The organism is Streptomyces sp. SID13031, assembly GCF_010548305.1.
Lineage (GTDB): Bacteria > Actinomycetota > Actinomycetes > Propionibacteriales > Kribbellaceae > Kribbella.
Genome location: NZ_JAAGLV010000004.1, coordinates 28,033 through 43,245, shown reverse-complemented (window position 1 = coordinate 43,245; position 15,213 = coordinate 28,033). Strand labels below are relative to the sequence as shown.

Below are 15,213 nucleotides of genomic sequence, written 5' to 3'. Positions count from 1 at the left end.
AGTCCCCAAAACTCACGCCCCGGCAGCCCACCTGAGCGTGACGGGCCCGGCCCTTCCCGACTATGTCCTGTCGGTCGGCACCGGCTATTCGATGTACCCGGTGACGGGGTCAACCTGCTTGAGGAAGGACCGGATCGACTCCTCCTGGGCAGCCGGGGTCAGAGGCGATGCGTCAGATGTCGCCGAGCTGAAGCCGTAGCCCGCATTCGGCCCGGAGACCCAATCGAAGTGGTAGTGCCCAGGTCGGTCGACGCGTACGTCGAACAGTTGACCGTCGACCTCGACCCGAACCGGTTCTCCGGTTGTCATCAACTACCTCCGATGCCTGGAACTGCGAGAGTACGAGTCTGCCCCTGAGGCGGGTTCTCCTGACAGAATTCGGAGCATGTCGACTGAGTACGGCCAGCCTCTCGCCCAGGTCCTGGGCGACGCGTTCAGAGTCCCGCCGCTGCTGCCGGGCTGGACCGCCCTGGAGGGCGTAGTACTGGTCAAGTGCCTGGATGCCGAGGGCCATCCGAGCTGGGCCTTCCGCGAGACCGAGGGAATGAACGTCGAGGAGGTCATCGGCATCCTCACCGTCCAACTCGACATGCTCCGCGAACGAGCTGTGGACGCCTTCCGCGATATCGACGACGACTGACGATCGACCCGGCGACTGTGCCACGCTCTGGGCATGGCTGGAACGAGGCTTGAGCATGTTCGCGCGAACGTGAGTGACCTACACGCCGCCGTCGAGTGGTACACGACGGTCCTCGGCTTCGAGGTGGAGTCCTACTGGCCCCCGGACGCACCCAATTACGCCCACTTCGTCACCCACTCCGGCGCCACCTTCGCCGTCATGGAGGCACCAGGCCGGGGCGCCCGCTTCAACTTCACCATCGACGACCCCGACGCCCTATGGCACCAACTCAAAGACCAAGCCACCATCATCGAGCCCCTCTTCGACACCCCCTACGGCACCCGCAAATTCACCATCGCAGACCCCGACGGCAACGAACTCGGCTTCGTCCGCAACGGTTGAGTCTCTCCAGGTACCGGCGTTCGCTCGTCTTGTTGGGTCAGGTAGTGATGCCCGCGACGGTTTCGTTCGCTGTTGCTCGTTCGGTGGGCTCGCCGAACTCCGCGCTCCAAAGTGCGTCCTTGACCGCGCAGGCCTGCACCCAGCGGATGACTCGCTCCCGCTCCATTTCGGCGGCCTCGGCGAAGGCGGCCAGCTGGTACGACAAGGTCTTCACCAGATCCGCGGGCGCGGCCATGGTGTGCCAGTGCTCGCGGAGCAGGTTGACAGCGTCGTAGGCGGGATCGCCGGCCCAACCCTTCGGATCGATCGCCAGCCACGGTTCGCGACTGCTTCTGAGGATGTTGCTGAAGTTCAGGTCGCCATGCACTAGCAAGTTCGGCTGGTCCGCCGCCAGCTCACGACAGCTCTCCAGCGCGCGCCCGACAAGCCGATCCGCCAGCGGCGTCCGTACTCGCTGATACCGCGAGTCGATCTCCCTCGCCCAATCGCCAGCAACATCCTTCAGCGACGGAAATCCCTCCGGCGCCAACACCGCCAGCCGCCGATTCAGCCGCCCCGCGACCACCATCCGCTCGACAGCATCGGGCAACTCACGCAACGAGTAGCCGCTCGCCTTCTCCAACACCATCGCGAACACCTGAGCGTCGTACTCGACCAGCCGCACCGCACCACGCCCCGCCCATGCAGCCAGCGCCCGCGGTTCAGCAAGGTTTCCAGGGTGGGGAAATGAAACCTTCAAGACAGCAGTACTTCCATCAGCGCGACGTACCGGCACGACAACCCCCACCGCACCATGCATCGCCCGCCCCGACAGCGTGAGCCCCCACCTCACCAGCGCCCGATCGACCAGCCCCGGCAGCGCCTCGAGCCACGCCCTCCCCGCGTCCCCCTCCCGCTCGAGGATCTCCCTCACGAACGCCACGGGAACCTCGACCATCGCCCCATCATCGCGCTCGGTAGGGTCCGACGATGGTCGATCTCAAAGCCGAACTGCTGCGAGTCCTACAGAGCAGCCGGGCAGTACTGCTCGCCAAGCTGGACGGCCTACCGGAGTACGACCGCCGCCGCCCGCTGACTCCGACCGGCACAAACCTGCTCGGTCTGGTCAAACACTTGGCGGGCTTGGAATACGGCTACCTCGGCGATGCATTCGGCCGCCCACCGCTCGAACGCCCATCGTGGTTCCGCGACGACCCCTACACCGAGATCGATATGTGGGCTACGCCGGACGAATCAACCGACTACATCACCGGCGTCTACCGGCAGGCCTGCACCCATTCCGACCTCACCATCACCGAACTAGACCTGAACACCCCAGGCCACGTGGCCCACTGGGCGCTAGGCCACCAGGAAACAACGCTGGCGGTCCTGCTGATCAGAATGACCGCCGAAACCTCCCAGCACGCCGGCCACGCCGACATCATCCGAGAACTGATCGACAGCCAGACCGCTCCGATAGGCAACGCACCAGCCCGACCAACGCGACGCGAGTCAGACACCCAAGGCGCCACATCGCAAGTGGTTCGGGTGGGCTCAACGCACCAGCGCGCGACCGGCCCGCCGTGCGCTTGGTCGTCCACCCCGATCCACACCGTTTGTTAGCAAATCCGTTAGCAAGTCCGGCCCTGAACGGGCTTCACGCTTGCTGCTGGGCGCGAACGGTTTCACGGTCCGGGCTGGTCGCCATGGTCGCCGACGGTGCGGTGCGAGGCCAGGTCCAGGCGTACCGCAGGATGAGGGCGAGAAGGATCAATTCCAATGCGACGCCAAGGCCGTAGAAGTACAGCCAGGACTCGCCCGCCACGTTGAATGCCGTGACGGGGACGTAGACCGAGGCCACGATGAGGTTCATGGTGCGGTTCGCGCGGGCGGGCAGCGTCATCGACAGCACGACCATGAAGATCGGGATGGCTATGAGGGTCAGCGCCGTGGTCGAAAAGGTCTGGGAGAGGTCGAACTCGAAGACCCTGCCGTCGAGGATGTCTTCGATGACGCCGGGCGTGAAGAAGTTGAGAATGTCCATGTAGGCGTACAGGAACATGAAGCTTGTCCACGCTGCGGCGAGCTTGGCTCTCACCGGGATCGGCTGGTCTTCCAGTGTGGTGGTGGGTTGACGTGTTCTCATCATGGGCTCCGTCGTTGTGGTGAGGATCGGTGGGTCCACGATCGCTGAGCCCGGCGGCGGGCATATCGGCCAGGAGGCTGGAGTTCGCCTGGCCGATGGCATGGTCTCTCTCTCGTGCTTTCGGCTGATCCGCCGCTGCCGCGCTGTGCCTACGCTGGACAGATGGACCTGGGCAGGGGCTGACGAGTTCGACGACCTTGGTCTCTACCCTGCTGACGTCAGGTTGCCGCTGGCCGAGCTGCTGAGCACCAGCGCCTAGCGCAACTCCACCCTGCGTCTTCCCGTCTGCCGTTCAGCCCACGCGTAGCGCGATCGGGCGCGGATCGCCTCGGTGAGTTCGGAGGTGTTGGTGATGACGGCATCGGGTCCGGCTGCGGTCAGGTCGTCGGACTTGCCGGGCTCGTTCGCGTACCCGACGCTTGCCGCTCCGATGGGGCAACGCACCAGCCCGACCGACGCGACGCGAGTCAGATACCCAAGGCGGCACATCACCAGTGGTTCAGGTGGGCTCAACGCACCAGCCCGCGACACGAGTACGGGTGGGGCAAGACGGAAGCCCCCAGGCCAAAGGTTCTGGCCTGGGGGCCGTGCGTTGCTCCCCCGCCTGGTTTCGATCCAGATCTTCGAGATTCAAAGTCTCGCGGGCTGCCGATTACCCCACGGGGGATCGCTGGTACGCCGGAACAGTCTGCCATGGGTGGGCAAGGTGACACGCGAAGGGGTTCCTAACCTACGAACCCGTAGGTTACGGTTGCGTAGGTAAAGCCGTCCTCCACCACGAGGGAAAATCATGACTCCAGTTGCGGCTCCGGAGGCGCCCACCGGCGCCCGGCAGGCTGGCGAGTTCGACACCGACCACGGGACCCGCGGTGGCGAGCGCAAGGGCGCGTGGGAACAGCTCGCGCTCGCGCTGTTCATCGGGATCCCCTTCCTGGCCGTGCTGGCGGCGATACCGATCGCCTGGGGCGGGTTCCTCGGCTGGCGCGACATCGTGATCGCGGTCGTGTTCTACACGGTCTCCGGTCACGGCATCTCGATCGGTTTCCACCGGTACTTCACGCACAAGTCCTTCAAGCCGAACCGGCCGCTCAAGTACGCGCTGGCGATCGCCGGCTCACTTGCGATCGAAGGGCCTGTGGTCCGCTGGGTGGCCGACCACCGCAAGCACCACAAGTTCTCCGATCGTGAGGGCGACCCGCACAGCCCGTGGCGCTACGGCACCAGCCTCAAAGCACTCACCAAGGGCTTCTGGCACGCCCACATCGGCTGGCTGTTCGACGCCGAGCAGACCCCGCAGCGGCAGTACGCGCCGGATCTCCTGAAGGACCGCGACATCGTCAAGGTGTCCCGGATGTTCCCGTTCCTGGTCCTGGCGAGTCTGTTCGCGCCGGCCGTCATCGGCGGTCTGTGGTCCTGGTCGATCGAGGGCGCGCTGACCGCGTTCTTCTGGGCCAGCCTGGTCCGGATCGCCCTGCTGCACCACGTCACCTGGTCGATCAACTCGATCTGCCACACGATCGGGTCCCGCCCGTTCAAGTCCCGCGACAAGTCCGGCAACGTCTGGTGGCTGGCGATCCTCAGCCAGGGCGAGTCCTGGCACAACCTGCATCACTCCGACCCGACCTGCGCCCGCCACGGCGTACTCAAAGGTCAGCTCGACACGTCCGCGCGGACCATCTGGTTCTTCGAGAAGATGGGCTGGGTCAGCGACGTGCGCTGGCCGGTCAAGGAACGCCTCGAAGCGCGGCGGGTGACCGCCGCCGACCGAGCGGCAGCCTGAGCGGGCCGTAAATCTCCCACCTCGTACCCCCGATCTACGGCATGATGCTGACGTGATCCTTAGGGCGTGCCTCCTCGTCCCCTTCAGTCGCGAGCAGGTGCCCGGTGCGGTGCCTCGGTGCGTGCCGCGCAGCACGAAGGGGACGAGGAGGCACGCCCTCAGTGACTGAACCGAAGCCGCGCCGCACGACCCGGGTCCGGATGACCAGTGCCGAGCGACGCGAGCAGCTGATCGTCATCGCCCGTGGCCTGTTCGCCGAGAAGGGCTACGAAGCAACCTCCGTCGAGGAGATCGCGGCCCGCGCCGAGGTCTCCAAGCCGGTCGTATACGAACACTTCGGCGGCAAAGAGGGCCTGTACGCCGTGGTGGTGGATCGCGAGGTCCGCAAGCTGCTCGACACCGTGACGGCAAGTCTGACCGCCGGCCGCGCCCATGAGCTGGTCGAGCAGGCGGCGCTCGCGCTGCTGGACTACATCGAGAGCTCCTCCGACGGCTTCCGGATCCTGGTCCGCGACTCCCCCGTCGGCTCGTCGACCGGCTCGTTCATCTCGATCCTGAGCGACGTCGGCACCAGGGTCGAGCACATCCTGGCCGAGGAGTTCAAGCGCCGCGGCCTGGACCCGAAGTTCGCCCCGATGTACGCGCAGATGCTGGTCGGCATGGTCGCGCTGACCGGTCAGTGGTGGCTCGACGTCCGCCGCCCGAAGAAGCCCGACGTCGCCGCGCACCTGGTCAACCTCGCCTGGAACGGCCTATCCGGCCTCGAAGCGAAACCCACGCTCTCCACCCGTCCGCACAAATAAGGCCCTGTACCACCAACCGCCGCGCCCAGCACCCCGTACTGCGAACCACCGCGCCCGGCGAACGGGCTGAGACCACAGTAGGACGCCGACATCCGCCCCTGGCATGACCAAACCGTGCTGATTTCACCGTAATCTGGCCCGCATGACGGGGACCATGTCCGGGATCCTGGCGCCCCGGCGACAGGTCAGCCCGCGCAGCAGGGCGTTCGACCTGCTGCTCGCGGGCGGACTCACCCTCGTCCTCGGCCTGCTCGGACTCGCCCAGGCGAGCATGGCGGGCGCCCTCGGACTCGGCATGCTGGTGCCGCTGATCTGGCGCCGCAGCCATCCCGAGCTCGTCTTCTTCACCGTCTCCGCCGTCGCCGTCCTGCAGTGGCTGGGCGGCGTCGAGCTGCAGCCCGGCAACGTGGGCCTGCTGATCGCGCTCCACGCGATCTCGGTGTACGGCGAGGTCAAGTACAGCCGGATCGCCCTCGGCATCGGCGGCCTCGGCGTGCTGATGGCGACCGCCCGGTACTGGAGCGGCTCCGACTGGCGTCAGCAGATCACCATGATGGTCGCGCTCGGCGCGCTGGTGTTCGGCGTCTGGGCCATCGGCGAACGCCGCCGGACCAGAGGCCTGTACGTCGCTCAGCTGGAAGAACGCGCGATCCAGGCCGAGCACGACCGCGATCGCGAGTCCAAGCTCGCCGTCTCGGCCGAGCGGACCCGGATCGCCCGCGAGATCCACGACGTCGTCGCCCATGGCCTGTCGATCATGATCGTCCAGGCAGACGGCGGCCTGTACGCCGCGGACGCGTCGCCCGAGCAGGCCAAGAAGGCGCTGGCCACGATCGGCGACACCGGGCGCGCCTCGCTGACCGAGATGCGCAAGATGCTCGGCCTGCTCAAACAGGACGCCCAGCAGGAGCTCGATCCGGACCAGCCGCGCCCCCAACCCGGTATCTCGTCGCTGCCCGAGCTGATCGAGAACGTGCGTCAAGCCGGGCTCACCGTCGACTACGACGTCACCGGCACCCCGCGCGATCTGCCCGCGCTGCTGGGCCTGACGGCGTACCGGATCGTGCAGGAAGGGCTCACCAACACGCTGAAACACGCCGGGCCGGGAGCGCGGACGTCCGTCCATCTCGACTTCGGGCGCGAGATGCTGACCGTGGTGGTCACCGACGACGGCCGCGGCGCCGGCGTCGCGCCGAGCAGCGACCCGGGGCATGGTCTGGTCGGGATGCGGCAACGCGCGTCCATCTCCGGCGGTACGGTGAACGCCGGACCGAAGGCGGGCGGTGGTTACGAGGTGATCGCCAAGCTGCCGTACAACCTGCCCAACGGAGGAGTAGCCCAGTGACGACCGACGAAAGCGTCATTCGCGTGTTCTTGGTGGATGACCAGGAGCTCGTGCGTGCGGGATTCACCATGCTGGTGGACTCGCAGCCGGACATGCGGGTGGTCGGTCAGGCCGGTGACGGCGGCGAGGCGCTGGAGAAGCTCCAGGTGACCGCCAGCGATGTCGTTCTGATGGACGTCCGGATGCCCCGGCTGGACGGGGTCGAGGCGACGCGGCAACTACAGTCGTTGCCGCAGGCCCCCAGAGTGATCGTGCTGACCACCTTCGACCTGGACGAGTACGCGTTCGCCGCGATCAAGGCCGGCGCGGCCGGCTTCCTGCTCAAGAACACTCCACCCGCGGACCTGCTGAACGCGATCCGTCAGGTGCATACCGGCGACGCGGTCGTCTCCCCCAGTACTACGCGCCGGCTGCTCGAGCACTTCGCCGGCTCGCTGCCCGACGAGGAGCGCGAACGCCCCGACCTGGACATCCTGACCGCGCGCGAGCGCGAAGTACTGGGTGAGGTCGCCCGGGGCCTGTCGAACACCGAGATCGCCACCCTCTTCACGTTGTCCGAGGCAACGGTCAAGACCCACATCGGCCGCATCCTGGCCAAGACCGGCCTGCGCGACCGAGTGGCCCTGGTAGTCCTCGGCTACGAGACCGGCATCGTCAAAGCGCCGAGGTGAAGTAGTACGACTCTGGTCGTACGCGGAGTCCATTCCCTGGTCCGACTCTTCGGGGATTGATCGTCGGTAACTTCTTGGAACGTGGGTGAGAGCGTCTCGCCCCCGGCCTTTCGAGGAGAACGATGACCATCCAGACCGGCGACCTGACGGCCAGTACCCTGCCGCTCGGGCGTTTGCCGCAGGACACCGCCGACCGGACTGCCATCCGCGCACACGAGCTTCGCAAGGTCTACGGCCACGGTGACACCGCGGTGGCCGCGCTCGACGGTGTCTCCGTCGACTTCGGGGTGGGCCGGTTCACCGCGATCATGGGTCCGTCGGGTTCCGGCAAGTCGACCCTGATGCACTGCCTGGCCGGCCTGGACACCCCGACCTCGGGTCAGGTGCTGCTCGGCGAGACCGAGCTGACCCAGCTGCCGGACGCCGCGCTGACGAAGATCCGCCGCGACCGGATCGGCTTCGTCTTCCAGTCGTTCAACCTGCTGCCGATGCTCTCGGCCAAGGACAACATCCTGCTCCCGCTGGAGCTCGGCGGTCGCAAGCCCGACCAACAGTGGATGACTACGCTGATCGACGTCCTCGGTCTGCAGGACCGCCTCACGCACCGCCCGTCGGAGCTGTCCGGCGGTCAGCAGCAGCGCGTCGCCGTCGCCCGCGCTCTGGTCGGCCGGCCCGAGGTGGTCTTCGCCGACGAGCCGACCGGCAACCTGGACTCGCGCTCCGGCGCCGAGGTGCTCGGCTTCCTGCGCCGCTCGGTCCGCGAGTTCGGTCAGACGGTCGTGATGGTCACCCACGACCCGCTCGCGGCGTCGTACGCCGACCGCGTCGTGATGCTTGCCGACGGCAAGCTCGCCGGCGAGTTGATCGACCCGACCCCGGAGACCGTCCTCGGCGCCCTGCGGCAGCTGGGGGCCTGACCCGTGCGACGCTCGATTCTCTCCTCCCTGCGCGCCCACCTGGGCCGCCTGGTCGCCGCCTGTCTGGCGATCGTGCTGGGTGTCGGCTTCGGCACCCTGGCGATGACCGCGCACTCGTCGGCCACCCACGGCATCGACGAGACCATCGGCAAGCAGAACGCCGGGGTCGACGCGGTGGTCGAGTCCAGCCGTGAGTCCCTCGCCGCCAGTGACGCGGCGGCCGTGAAGAAACTGCCACAGGTCGCCTCGATGGTGACCGACACGTCGGCGTACCTGCAGGTGCAGTGGCCCGGTCAGGTCCGGCCGGAGAGCCTGGGCATCGACGCCCGCTACGACACCTCGAAGATCGCCGGCCCGACCACGACCTCCGGAAAGTTGCCGGAGGCAAAGAATGAGGTCGCGCTACCGGCCAAGCTGGCCGAGAAGTACAAGATCCCGCTCGGCCAGCAGGTCAAGTTCAGCACCTGGGACGGCAAGCCCTGGATGCTGACGGTGGTCGGTCTGCTCGACGACAGCACCTCGATCGGTGGCGCGAACGCGGTCGCCACTGCCGAGACAGTGAAGGCGATCGAGCCGCAGGGCTACATCAACCAGCTCAAGGTCGCTGCCAACCCGGGCGTGAGCCAGGCCGCGCTGGCCGCCGCCGTCACCGGGGCGGTCAACCAGGGCCTCATGGTCTACACCGGTGAGGGCTGGATCGACTACCAGGTCAAGCAGATCACCAACGGTATCGACGTACTCGGTGGCGTGTTCGGCATGTTCGCCGTGATCGCGCTGTTCGTCGCCTGCCTGGTGATCGGCAACACCTTCACCATCGTGATCGCCCAGCGGACCCGCGAGATGGCGCTGCTGCGCTGCGTCGGCGCATCCCGCCGGCAGGTCTTCTCCTCCGTACTGGCCGAGGCCACCGTGGTCGGCTTGGTTGCCTCCAGCATCGGTGTGGTCTTCGGCGTCGCACTGTCCGCGATCGCCCTGACGCTGGCCCGGTCCTTCGACTGGGGCATCCCGCCGGTCGACCTGCACCTCGACCTGGCCTCGGTCTTCCTCCCGCTCCTGCTCGGTACGGTCGCGACGATCCTGGCTGCCGTAGTACCGGCTCGGCGGGCGACCCGGGTCGCTCCGCTGGCAGCTCTCCGGCCCGAGGCGGCTCCGGTCGCCAAGTCCAAGGCCGGCATCGTTCGCCTGATCGTCGGTTTCCTGCTACTGGCCGCAGGTGGCGGCCTGCTCGCTCAGGGCGCGAGGTCGCATCAGGTGATCATCGGCGTCGCCGGCGGCGTGATCTCCTTCATCGGGATCCTGTCGATCGGCTCCCTGCTGGTGCCCGCGCTGGTCAGGGTGCTGGGGGCGTTGCCCGCGCGGGCCGGAGGGGTTCCCGCGCGGATCGCCGTCGCCAACGCCGTCCGCAACCCGCGGCGGACCGCGGCGACCACGTCGGCGCTGCTCATCGGCGTCACGCTGATCAGCCTGACCTGTGTCGGGATCGCCTCGGTCCGCAAGACGTTCGACGTCACGATGGACAAGGAGTACCCGGTCGACGTGACGGTCCAGGTGACCGACGAGAAGCTGCCGGCCACCGCGGCCAACCAACTCCAGAGCATCAAGGGCATCACCCAGGTCGTACCGGTCCGGACGGCGACGGTGAAGTCGGGCGAGAACACGCTGGCGATCACCGGCATCGACAAAGCCTCGGCGTCCTCGGTCATCCACAACCCGACGCTGGCCGGCCAGCTCCAGCCCGGTACGGCGCTGCTCGACCGCAACACGAGGTACTCGCTCAACGTCGAGGACGGCGGGACCGTCACCATCGTTTCGGGCAAGGAGAAGGTCGCGTTCAAGGTCGTCGCGGCCCAGGGTCTGGACCCGTTCACGGTCACCCAGACCGATCTGCAGAGGCTGGCGCCGAAGGCCGCGGTGACCGGCTTCTGGCTGGCCTCCGACCCGAAGGCCGACGGCCCCAAGGTGATGGACGAGCTCAAGCAGTCGCTGCCCACGGTGAAGAACCTGAGCATCTCCGGCGGGCTGCCCGAGCGGAGCTTCTACACCAAGGTGTTCGACATCCTGCTGCTCGTCGCGGTCGGGCTGCTCGGGGTCTCGGTACTGATCGCGCTGGTCGGCGTCGGCAACACGCTCAGCCTGTCGGTGCTGGAGCGGACGCGGGAGAACGCGCTGCTCCGGGCGATGGGGCTGACCAGGCGGCAACTACGCGGCATGCTCGCGGTCGAGTCGTTGCTGATGGCACTCGTCGCGGCCGGGCTGGGGATCGGGCTGGGCCTGATCTACGGCTGGTCCGGCACGGAGGCGCTGATGGGCGGCCAGATCGACGGACCCGTCGAGTACGCCGTACCGGGTGGTCTGCTGCTGACGATCGCCCTGGTCGCAGCCGTGGCCGGTCTGCTCGCGTCGATCCTCCCGGCCCGGCGCGCCGCGAAGGTCGCACCGGCCGGAGCACTCGCCACCGAGTAGCACCCAACGCTTGCGTCCGAAGAACCGGAGGGACGTCGCCTTCACTTCTTCGGACGTAAGCGCTTTGGGTCAGACGATCTCGACTCGGTTTCCGTGGCCGTCGGCGGTGTGGAAGCGGCGGCGGCCCGGGATCGTGTCGTTGTCCCAGTTGACCGGATAGCCCTTGGCCTGGAGGGTTTCCGCCAGTGCGTCGAGGTCGTCGACGGCCAGCGCGGGATGCGCTTTCAACGCCGGGCTGAAGTCTTCCTCGACGCCGACGTGCACCTCGGCGGCACCGTCCTTGAACCAGCAGCCACCGCGGACCGCGAGCAGCGGCGGCTTCTCCAGCTCGGTCATCCCGAGCGCGTCGCGGTAGAACGCCCGCGCCACCTCCTCGCCACCGGGCGGGCAGGACACCTGCACATGATCGAGTCGCATTAGTTCCCCTTCTGGGCGCTCTTCTGGGCAACGGCGAAGATCCGGCGGAACGGCAGCAGCGTGCCGAACTCCCGCCGCGGATAGGCCTCGTTCAAACGAGCCCCGTACTCCGCCTCGAACCGTACGCGCAGCTCATCGGGCAAGGACTGCAGCACCGGCCGCGCGCCCGTCCCCTTGACCCACTCCAGCACCGCATTCTCGCCTTGCAGAAGATGGTTGTACGTCGTCTCCCACGCGTCGACCCTGCACCCCTCGGCACTCAGCGCCTCGACGTACTCCGCCGGCCCTGGTACGTCCGCCCGCAGCGACTTGTCCTTCGCGTACCCGGCGTACGGCTCGGTTGCCGCCAGCTCCCGAAGGATCGCGTGCGACGGCGCATTCCCGTTCCCCGGAATCTGAATCGCCAGCCATCCGCCCGGCTTCAACGCCCGCACGAACCCGGGAAGCAACTCGAGCTGCTCGGGAATCCACTGCAGCGTTGCGTTGGTGACGATCACATCGACCGACTCCGCCTCCGCTGTCCACTCCCGCAGATCCCCCACCTCGAAGCTCAGTCGCTCGCCGGCCAGCGGCTGGGCCGTCTCGATCATCTGCGGCGAACTGTCGATGCCCTGGACGGCGGCGTCCGGCCAGCGGTCGAGCAGAGTGACGGTCAGGTTGCCAGGACCGCAGCCGAGATCGACCACGGTGACAGGCGCGTCGGCCCGGATCCGGCCGACGAGGTCGGCGAAGGGGCGGCCGCGCTCGTCGGCGTACTTGTTGTATTGCTGGGGGTTCCAGACCGGAGACGTGCGCATCGGTTGGCCTTCCGGTGAGATGTCTTGACGTCGAGAAACTTTACGCCTACGGGTTCTCTTGATGTCAAGAGTCTTGATGGCATAGTCTCGGAATATGAGAGACGAGGTCGACCGGCTGATCGAGGCCTGGCGTCGCGAGCGGCCCGATCTCGACGTGGCGCCGATGGAGGTGCTGTCGCGGGTCAGCAGGCTGGCCCGGCATCTCGATCGCGCCCGTAGCCAGGCGTTCGAGACGCATGGCCTGGAGTCCTGGGAGTTCGACGTACTGGCCGCATTGCGGCGGGCCGGCGAGCCGTACCAGCTCTCCCCCGGCCGGTTGCTCAAGGAGACCCTGGTGACGTCGGGCACGATGACGAACCGGGTGGACCGGCTGACCGCGCGCGGGCTGGTCGAGCGACTGCCCGATCCGGCCGACCGCCGTGGCGTGATCGTCCAGCTCACCGACACCGGCCGCGACTCGGTCGACGCCGCGATGGCCGATCTGCTCGCCCACGAGCGCGCCCTGCTCGGCTCAATCAGTGAGCGCGACCAGGCCAAGATCGCCCGCGTACTGCGCGAACTGGTCGGCCCGTTCGACCAGGAAAACCACTGATACCGCATTTCTGCGCGGGCTCGAAGTTACTCACGGGAATTGTGCCGGAATAATCCGAAAAGACGACCCGTCACTTTATGTGTGCACCGATCGTTGCTAGTTGCAACGAGATCGAGAGATTGCTGTAGTCCACGACTATCGACACTGAGTGACCGGTCCAACTAGTCTCCTGACTGTTGGTGGCCAAGCGACTACAGAACGTTCACGAGATCGGTGACTTCGGCGGCAAGAGGTGGTTCGCCGAAGCCGGTTGGTGGTGTCCGGGGCTCGGGGCTCGGACAACCCGGCCGGTTGGGGCCCGCTCGCCCGCAGACGCGGCATACCCTCCTAATCACAGGGGATTGGAGGGTGTGCCGCGACTCAGGTCCCGAAAGATTTGATCATGTATACATTTCGCCGGCCGGCTGGATTGTCTGGCACCGCCCGCCGCAGCGGTTATTCCGTGCGTTCGGCCGCTTCGAGCCAGGCGGTTTCCAGCCCGGCGCGTTCTTCGGCGAGCTTGCGCAGCTCGGTGTCCAGCTCGGCCAGCCGTGGGTAGTTGCTGGCGTTCGCGGCCAGCTGGTCGTGCAGCTTCCCCTCGTTGAACTTCAGCTTGGACAGCTGCCGCTCGATCCGGTTGAGCTCCTTCTTCGCCGCCCTGGCCGCAGCCGCGTCCACGACGGGCTCGGTGCCCGAGATCTGTCCGTTGGCCAGTGCCGCCGGTGTCGGCGCACTGCCGGCGGAAGACGAGACGGCACGGCGTACCGGGCCGGCTTTGAGCTCTTCGAGGTACTGATCGACGCCGCGGGGCAGGTGCCGGACGGTTCCGTCGCCCAGGATCGTGTAGACCATGTCGCTGACCCGCTCGAGGAAGTACCGGTCGTGGGTGACGATCACGACGACGCCCGGCCAGTTGTCGAGGAAGTCCTCGAGCACGGTCAGCGTCTCGACGTCCAGGTCGTTGGTGGGCTCGTCGAGGATCAGCACGTTCGGCTCGTCGAGCAGGATCCGGAGCAGCTGCAGCCGGCGACGCTCGCCACCGGACAGGTCGTTGATCCGGGTGGTCAGCTTGTCGCCGGTGAAGCCGAACCGCTCCAGCAGCTGGGACGAGTTCATCTCGCCGACGCCGGCGGCCAGGGCCGCGACCCGGCGGATGCCGGTGATGTGCGCGAGCACCGTCACCGTGCCGTCGAGATCCTCCAGCGTCTGCGAGAGGTTGGCGATCTTGACCGTCTTGCCCTGCTTGACCTTGCCGGTGTCCGGCGGGAGCAGGCCGGTGAGCACCTTGAGGAACGTGGTCTTGCCGGCACCGTTCGGGCCGAGCAGGCCGATCCGGTCGGCGGGGCCGATCCGGAAGGTGACGTGGTCAAGCATCACCCGGTCGCCGAAGCTCAGGGTGACGTCCTCCGCGTCGAAGACGTCCTTGCCGAGTCGCGAGGTGGCGAGCTTGGCCAGGGCGAGCTTGTCGCGAGGCTCCGGCTCGTTCTCGATCAGGGCGTTGGCGGCGTCGATCCGGAACTTCGGCTTCGCCGTCCGCGCGGGCGCTCCCCGGCGCAGCCAGGCGAGCTCCTTCTTGACCAGGTTCTGCCGCTTGCCCTCGACGACGGCCTCGTTGCGGGACCGCTCGGCCTTGGCCAGCACGTACGACGCGTAGCCGCCGTCGTACGAGTTGACCTTGCCGCCCTGGACCTCCCAGGTCTCGTTGCAGACCTCGTCGAGGAACCACCGGTCGTGGGTGACGACGATGAGGGCGCCGGCCCGGTCGACGACGTGCTGCGCGAGCCAGTTGACCGCCTCGATGTCGAGGTGGTTGGTGGGCTCGTCGAGGATCAGCAGGTCGACCTCGGTCATCAGCAGGTGCGCCAGCGACGCGCGCCGGCGCTCACCACCACTGAGGGTGCCGATCAGCGCTTCGTGGTCGACGCCACCGAGTAGCTGCTCCATCACGTCGCGTGCGCGCGGATCGGCGGCCCAGGTATAGGTCTCGACGTCGCCCAGTACCGCGTGCGCGACGGTCAACTCCGGATCGAGGCTGTCGACCTGGCCGAGGAACCCCAGCCGAAGATCGCGGTTGTGCGTGATCCGCCCGGCGTCGGCCGTCTCTTCCCGGGCGAGCAAGCGCAGCAACGTGGACTTCCCGTCGCCGTTCCGCCCCACCACCCCGATCCGCTCACCCCGGCCGATGCCGAGGGTCACCCCATCGAGCAGGGTGCGGGTCCCGAAGCCCTTGGTGACAGCTTCCAGATTGACAAGGTTAGGTGCAGGAGTGGCGGCCATATCGACTTAAGCCTAGTCCACCCCGG

Annotated in this window: 17 protein-coding genes; 10 read left to right on the top strand and 7 right to left on the bottom strand. The window is 67.3% G+C overall.

Annotated elements, in window-relative coordinates; translation table 11 throughout:
- Positions 1-84: 84 nt before the first annotated feature.
- Complete coding sequence (locus G3I17_RS09905; RefSeq protein WP_164595668.1) at positions 85-309, bottom strand: hypothetical protein; 225 nt, start codon at positions 307-309, stop codon at positions 85-87.
- A gap of 76 nt (positions 310-385) precedes the next feature.
- Here G3I17_RS09905 and G3I17_RS09900 point away from each other — a divergent pair, with 76 nt between their 5' ends.
- The gene (locus tag G3I17_RS09900) at positions 386-640 is read left to right on the top strand and encodes a hypothetical protein (protein WP_164595667.1); all 255 of its coding nucleotides are present in this window, start codon (positions 386-388) and stop codon (positions 638-640) included.
- Between the two features lie 33 nt (positions 641-673).
- The gene (locus G3I17_RS09895; protein WP_164595666.1) at positions 674-1,021 is read left to right on the top strand and encodes a VOC family protein; all 348 of its coding nucleotides are present in this window, start codon (positions 674-676) and stop codon (positions 1,019-1,021) included.
- Between the two features lie 37 nt (positions 1,022-1,058).
- Here G3I17_RS09895 and G3I17_RS09890 read toward each other — a convergent pair whose 3' ends face one another.
- Entirely contained in the window at positions 1,059-1,958 is a 900-nt protein-coding gene (locus tag G3I17_RS09890) for an aminoglycoside phosphotransferase family protein (RefSeq protein ID WP_164595665.1), read from the bottom strand.
- 32 nt (positions 1,959-1,990) lie between these two features.
- On the opposite strand from G3I17_RS09890, the gene G3I17_RS09885 reads away from it, so the two are divergent.
- On the top strand, positions 1,991-2,623 hold the full coding sequence (locus tag G3I17_RS09885; protein ID WP_164595664.1) for a DinB family protein: 633 nt from the start codon (positions 1,991-1,993) through the stop codon (positions 2,621-2,623).
- A 34-nt stretch (positions 2,624-2,657) separates the two neighbouring features.
- Here the strand turns inward: G3I17_RS09885 and G3I17_RS09880 are convergent, their stop codons facing one another.
- Together G3I17_RS09880 and G3I17_RS09875 are read right to left on the bottom strand one after the other, a co-directional pair.
- The gene (locus G3I17_RS09880; protein ID WP_203589988.1) at positions 2,658-3,185 is read right to left on the bottom strand and encodes a DUF6326 family protein; all 528 of its coding nucleotides are present in this window, start codon (positions 3,183-3,185) and stop codon (positions 2,658-2,660) included.
- A gap of 216 nt (positions 3,186-3,401) precedes the next feature.
- Entirely contained in the window at positions 3,402-3,659 is a 258-nt protein-coding gene (locus G3I17_RS09875) for a hypothetical protein (protein WP_164595663.1), read from the bottom strand.
- A gap of 277 nt (positions 3,660-3,936) precedes the next feature.
- Here G3I17_RS09875 and G3I17_RS09870 point away from each other — a divergent pair, with 277 nt between their 5' ends.
- The 6 genes from G3I17_RS09870 (at position 3,937) to G3I17_RS09845 (ending at position 11,125) form a co-directional block, all read left to right on the top strand.
- The gene (locus tag G3I17_RS09870; RefSeq protein ID WP_164595662.1) at positions 3,937-4,926 is read left to right on the top strand and encodes an acyl-CoA desaturase; all 990 of its coding nucleotides are present in this window, start codon (positions 3,937-3,939) and stop codon (positions 4,924-4,926) included.
- Between the two features lie 200 nt (positions 4,927-5,126).
- Positions 5,127-5,729 carry a TetR/AcrR family transcriptional regulator gene (locus G3I17_RS09865; RefSeq protein ID WP_203590032.1) on the top strand — a complete coding sequence of 201 codons (603 nt, stop codon included), beginning with the start codon at positions 5,127-5,129 and terminating at the stop codon, positions 5,727-5,729.
- 142 nt (positions 5,730-5,871) lie between these two features.
- The gene (locus G3I17_RS09860) at positions 5,872-7,074 is read left to right on the top strand and encodes a sensor histidine kinase (RefSeq protein WP_164595660.1); all 1,203 of its coding nucleotides are present in this window, start codon (positions 5,872-5,874) and stop codon (positions 7,072-7,074) included.
- The gene (locus G3I17_RS09855; protein ID WP_164595659.1) at positions 7,071-7,745 is read left to right on the top strand and encodes a response regulator transcription factor; all 675 of its coding nucleotides are present in this window, start codon (positions 7,071-7,073) and stop codon (positions 7,743-7,745) included. Before G3I17_RS09860 ends, G3I17_RS09855 begins: the two co-directional genes overlap by 4 nt.
- Before the next feature lie 122 nt (positions 7,746-7,867).
- A complete protein-coding gene (locus G3I17_RS09850; protein ID WP_164595658.1) occupies positions 7,868-8,662 on the top strand; it encodes an ABC transporter ATP-binding protein in 795 nt (264 codons plus the stop codon).
- A gap of 3 nt (positions 8,663-8,665) precedes the next feature.
- Positions 8,666-11,125, top strand: coding sequence for an FtsX-like permease family protein (locus G3I17_RS09845; RefSeq protein WP_164595657.1), 2,460 nt, complete (start codon positions 8,666-8,668; stop codon positions 11,123-11,125).
- A gap of 69 nt (positions 11,126-11,194) precedes the next feature.
- Here G3I17_RS09845 and G3I17_RS09840 read toward each other — a convergent pair whose 3' ends face one another.
- Both G3I17_RS09840 and G3I17_RS40620 read right to left on the bottom strand, forming a co-directional pair.
- On the bottom strand, positions 11,195-11,542 hold the full coding sequence (locus G3I17_RS09840; RefSeq protein ID WP_164595656.1) for a VOC family protein: 348 nt from the start codon (positions 11,540-11,542) through the stop codon (positions 11,195-11,197).
- A complete protein-coding gene (locus G3I17_RS40620; RefSeq protein WP_164595655.1) occupies positions 11,542-12,339 on the bottom strand; it encodes a methyltransferase domain-containing protein in 798 nt (265 codons plus the stop codon). Before G3I17_RS40620 ends, G3I17_RS09840 begins: the two co-directional genes overlap by 1 nt.
- A gap of 94 nt (positions 12,340-12,433) precedes the next feature.
- On the opposite strand from G3I17_RS40620, the gene G3I17_RS40615 reads away from it, so the two are divergent.
- Complete coding sequence (locus G3I17_RS40615; RefSeq protein ID WP_164595654.1) at positions 12,434-12,931, top strand: MarR family transcriptional regulator; 498 nt, start codon at positions 12,434-12,436, stop codon at positions 12,929-12,931.
- 435 nt (positions 12,932-13,366) lie between these two features.
- Here the strand turns inward: G3I17_RS40615 and G3I17_RS09825 are convergent, their stop codons facing one another.
- Complete coding sequence (locus G3I17_RS09825; protein WP_164595653.1) at positions 13,367-15,187, bottom strand: ABC-F family ATP-binding cassette domain-containing protein; 1,821 nt, start codon at positions 15,185-15,187, stop codon at positions 13,367-13,369.
- Positions 15,188-15,213 lie beyond the last annotated feature (26 nt).

Bases quoted from the DNA above. Each gene is read 5' to 3' on its own strand.
- G3I17_RS09890 (WP_164595665.1), bottom strand. From the start codon at position 1,958: ATGGTCGAGGTTCCCGTGGCGTTCGTGAGGGAGATCCTCGAGCGGGAG.
- G3I17_RS09860 (WP_164595660.1), top strand. From the start codon at position 5,872: ATGACGGGGACCATGTCCGGGATCCTGGCGCCCCGGCGACAGGTCAGC.
- G3I17_RS09840 (WP_164595656.1), bottom strand. From the start codon at position 11,542: ATGCGACTCGATCATGTGCAGGTGTCCTGCCCGCCCGGTGGCGAGGAG.
- G3I17_RS09905 (WP_164595668.1), bottom strand. From the start codon at position 309: ATGACAACCGGAGAACCGGTTCGGGTCGAGGTCGACGGTCAACTGTTC.
- G3I17_RS09865 (WP_203590032.1), top strand. From the start codon at position 5,127: ATGACCAGTGCCGAGCGACGCGAGCAGCTGATCGTCATCGCCCGTGGC.
- G3I17_RS09850 (WP_164595658.1), top strand. From the start codon at position 7,868: ATGACCATCCAGACCGGCGACCTGACGGCCAGTACCCTGCCGCTCGGG.
- G3I17_RS40615 (WP_164595654.1), top strand. From the start codon at position 12,434: ATGAGAGACGAGGTCGACCGGCTGATCGAGGCCTGGCGTCGCGAGCGG.
- G3I17_RS09895 (WP_164595666.1), top strand. From the start codon at position 674: ATGGCTGGAACGAGGCTTGAGCATGTTCGCGCGAACGTGAGTGACCTA.
- G3I17_RS09900 (WP_164595667.1), top strand. From the start codon at position 386: ATGTCGACTGAGTACGGCCAGCCTCTCGCCCAGGTCCTGGGCGACGCG.
- G3I17_RS09825 (WP_164595653.1), bottom strand. From the start codon at position 15,187: ATGGCCGCCACTCCTGCACCTAACCTTGTCAATCTGGAAGCTGTCACC.
- G3I17_RS09870 (WP_164595662.1), top strand. From the start codon at position 3,937: ATGACTCCAGTTGCGGCTCCGGAGGCGCCCACCGGCGCCCGGCAGGCT.
- G3I17_RS40620 (WP_164595655.1), bottom strand. From the start codon at position 12,339: ATGCGCACGTCTCCGGTCTGGAACCCCCAGCAATACAACAAGTACGCC.
- G3I17_RS09885 (WP_164595664.1), top strand. From the start codon at position 1,991: ATGGTCGATCTCAAAGCCGAACTGCTGCGAGTCCTACAGAGCAGCCGG.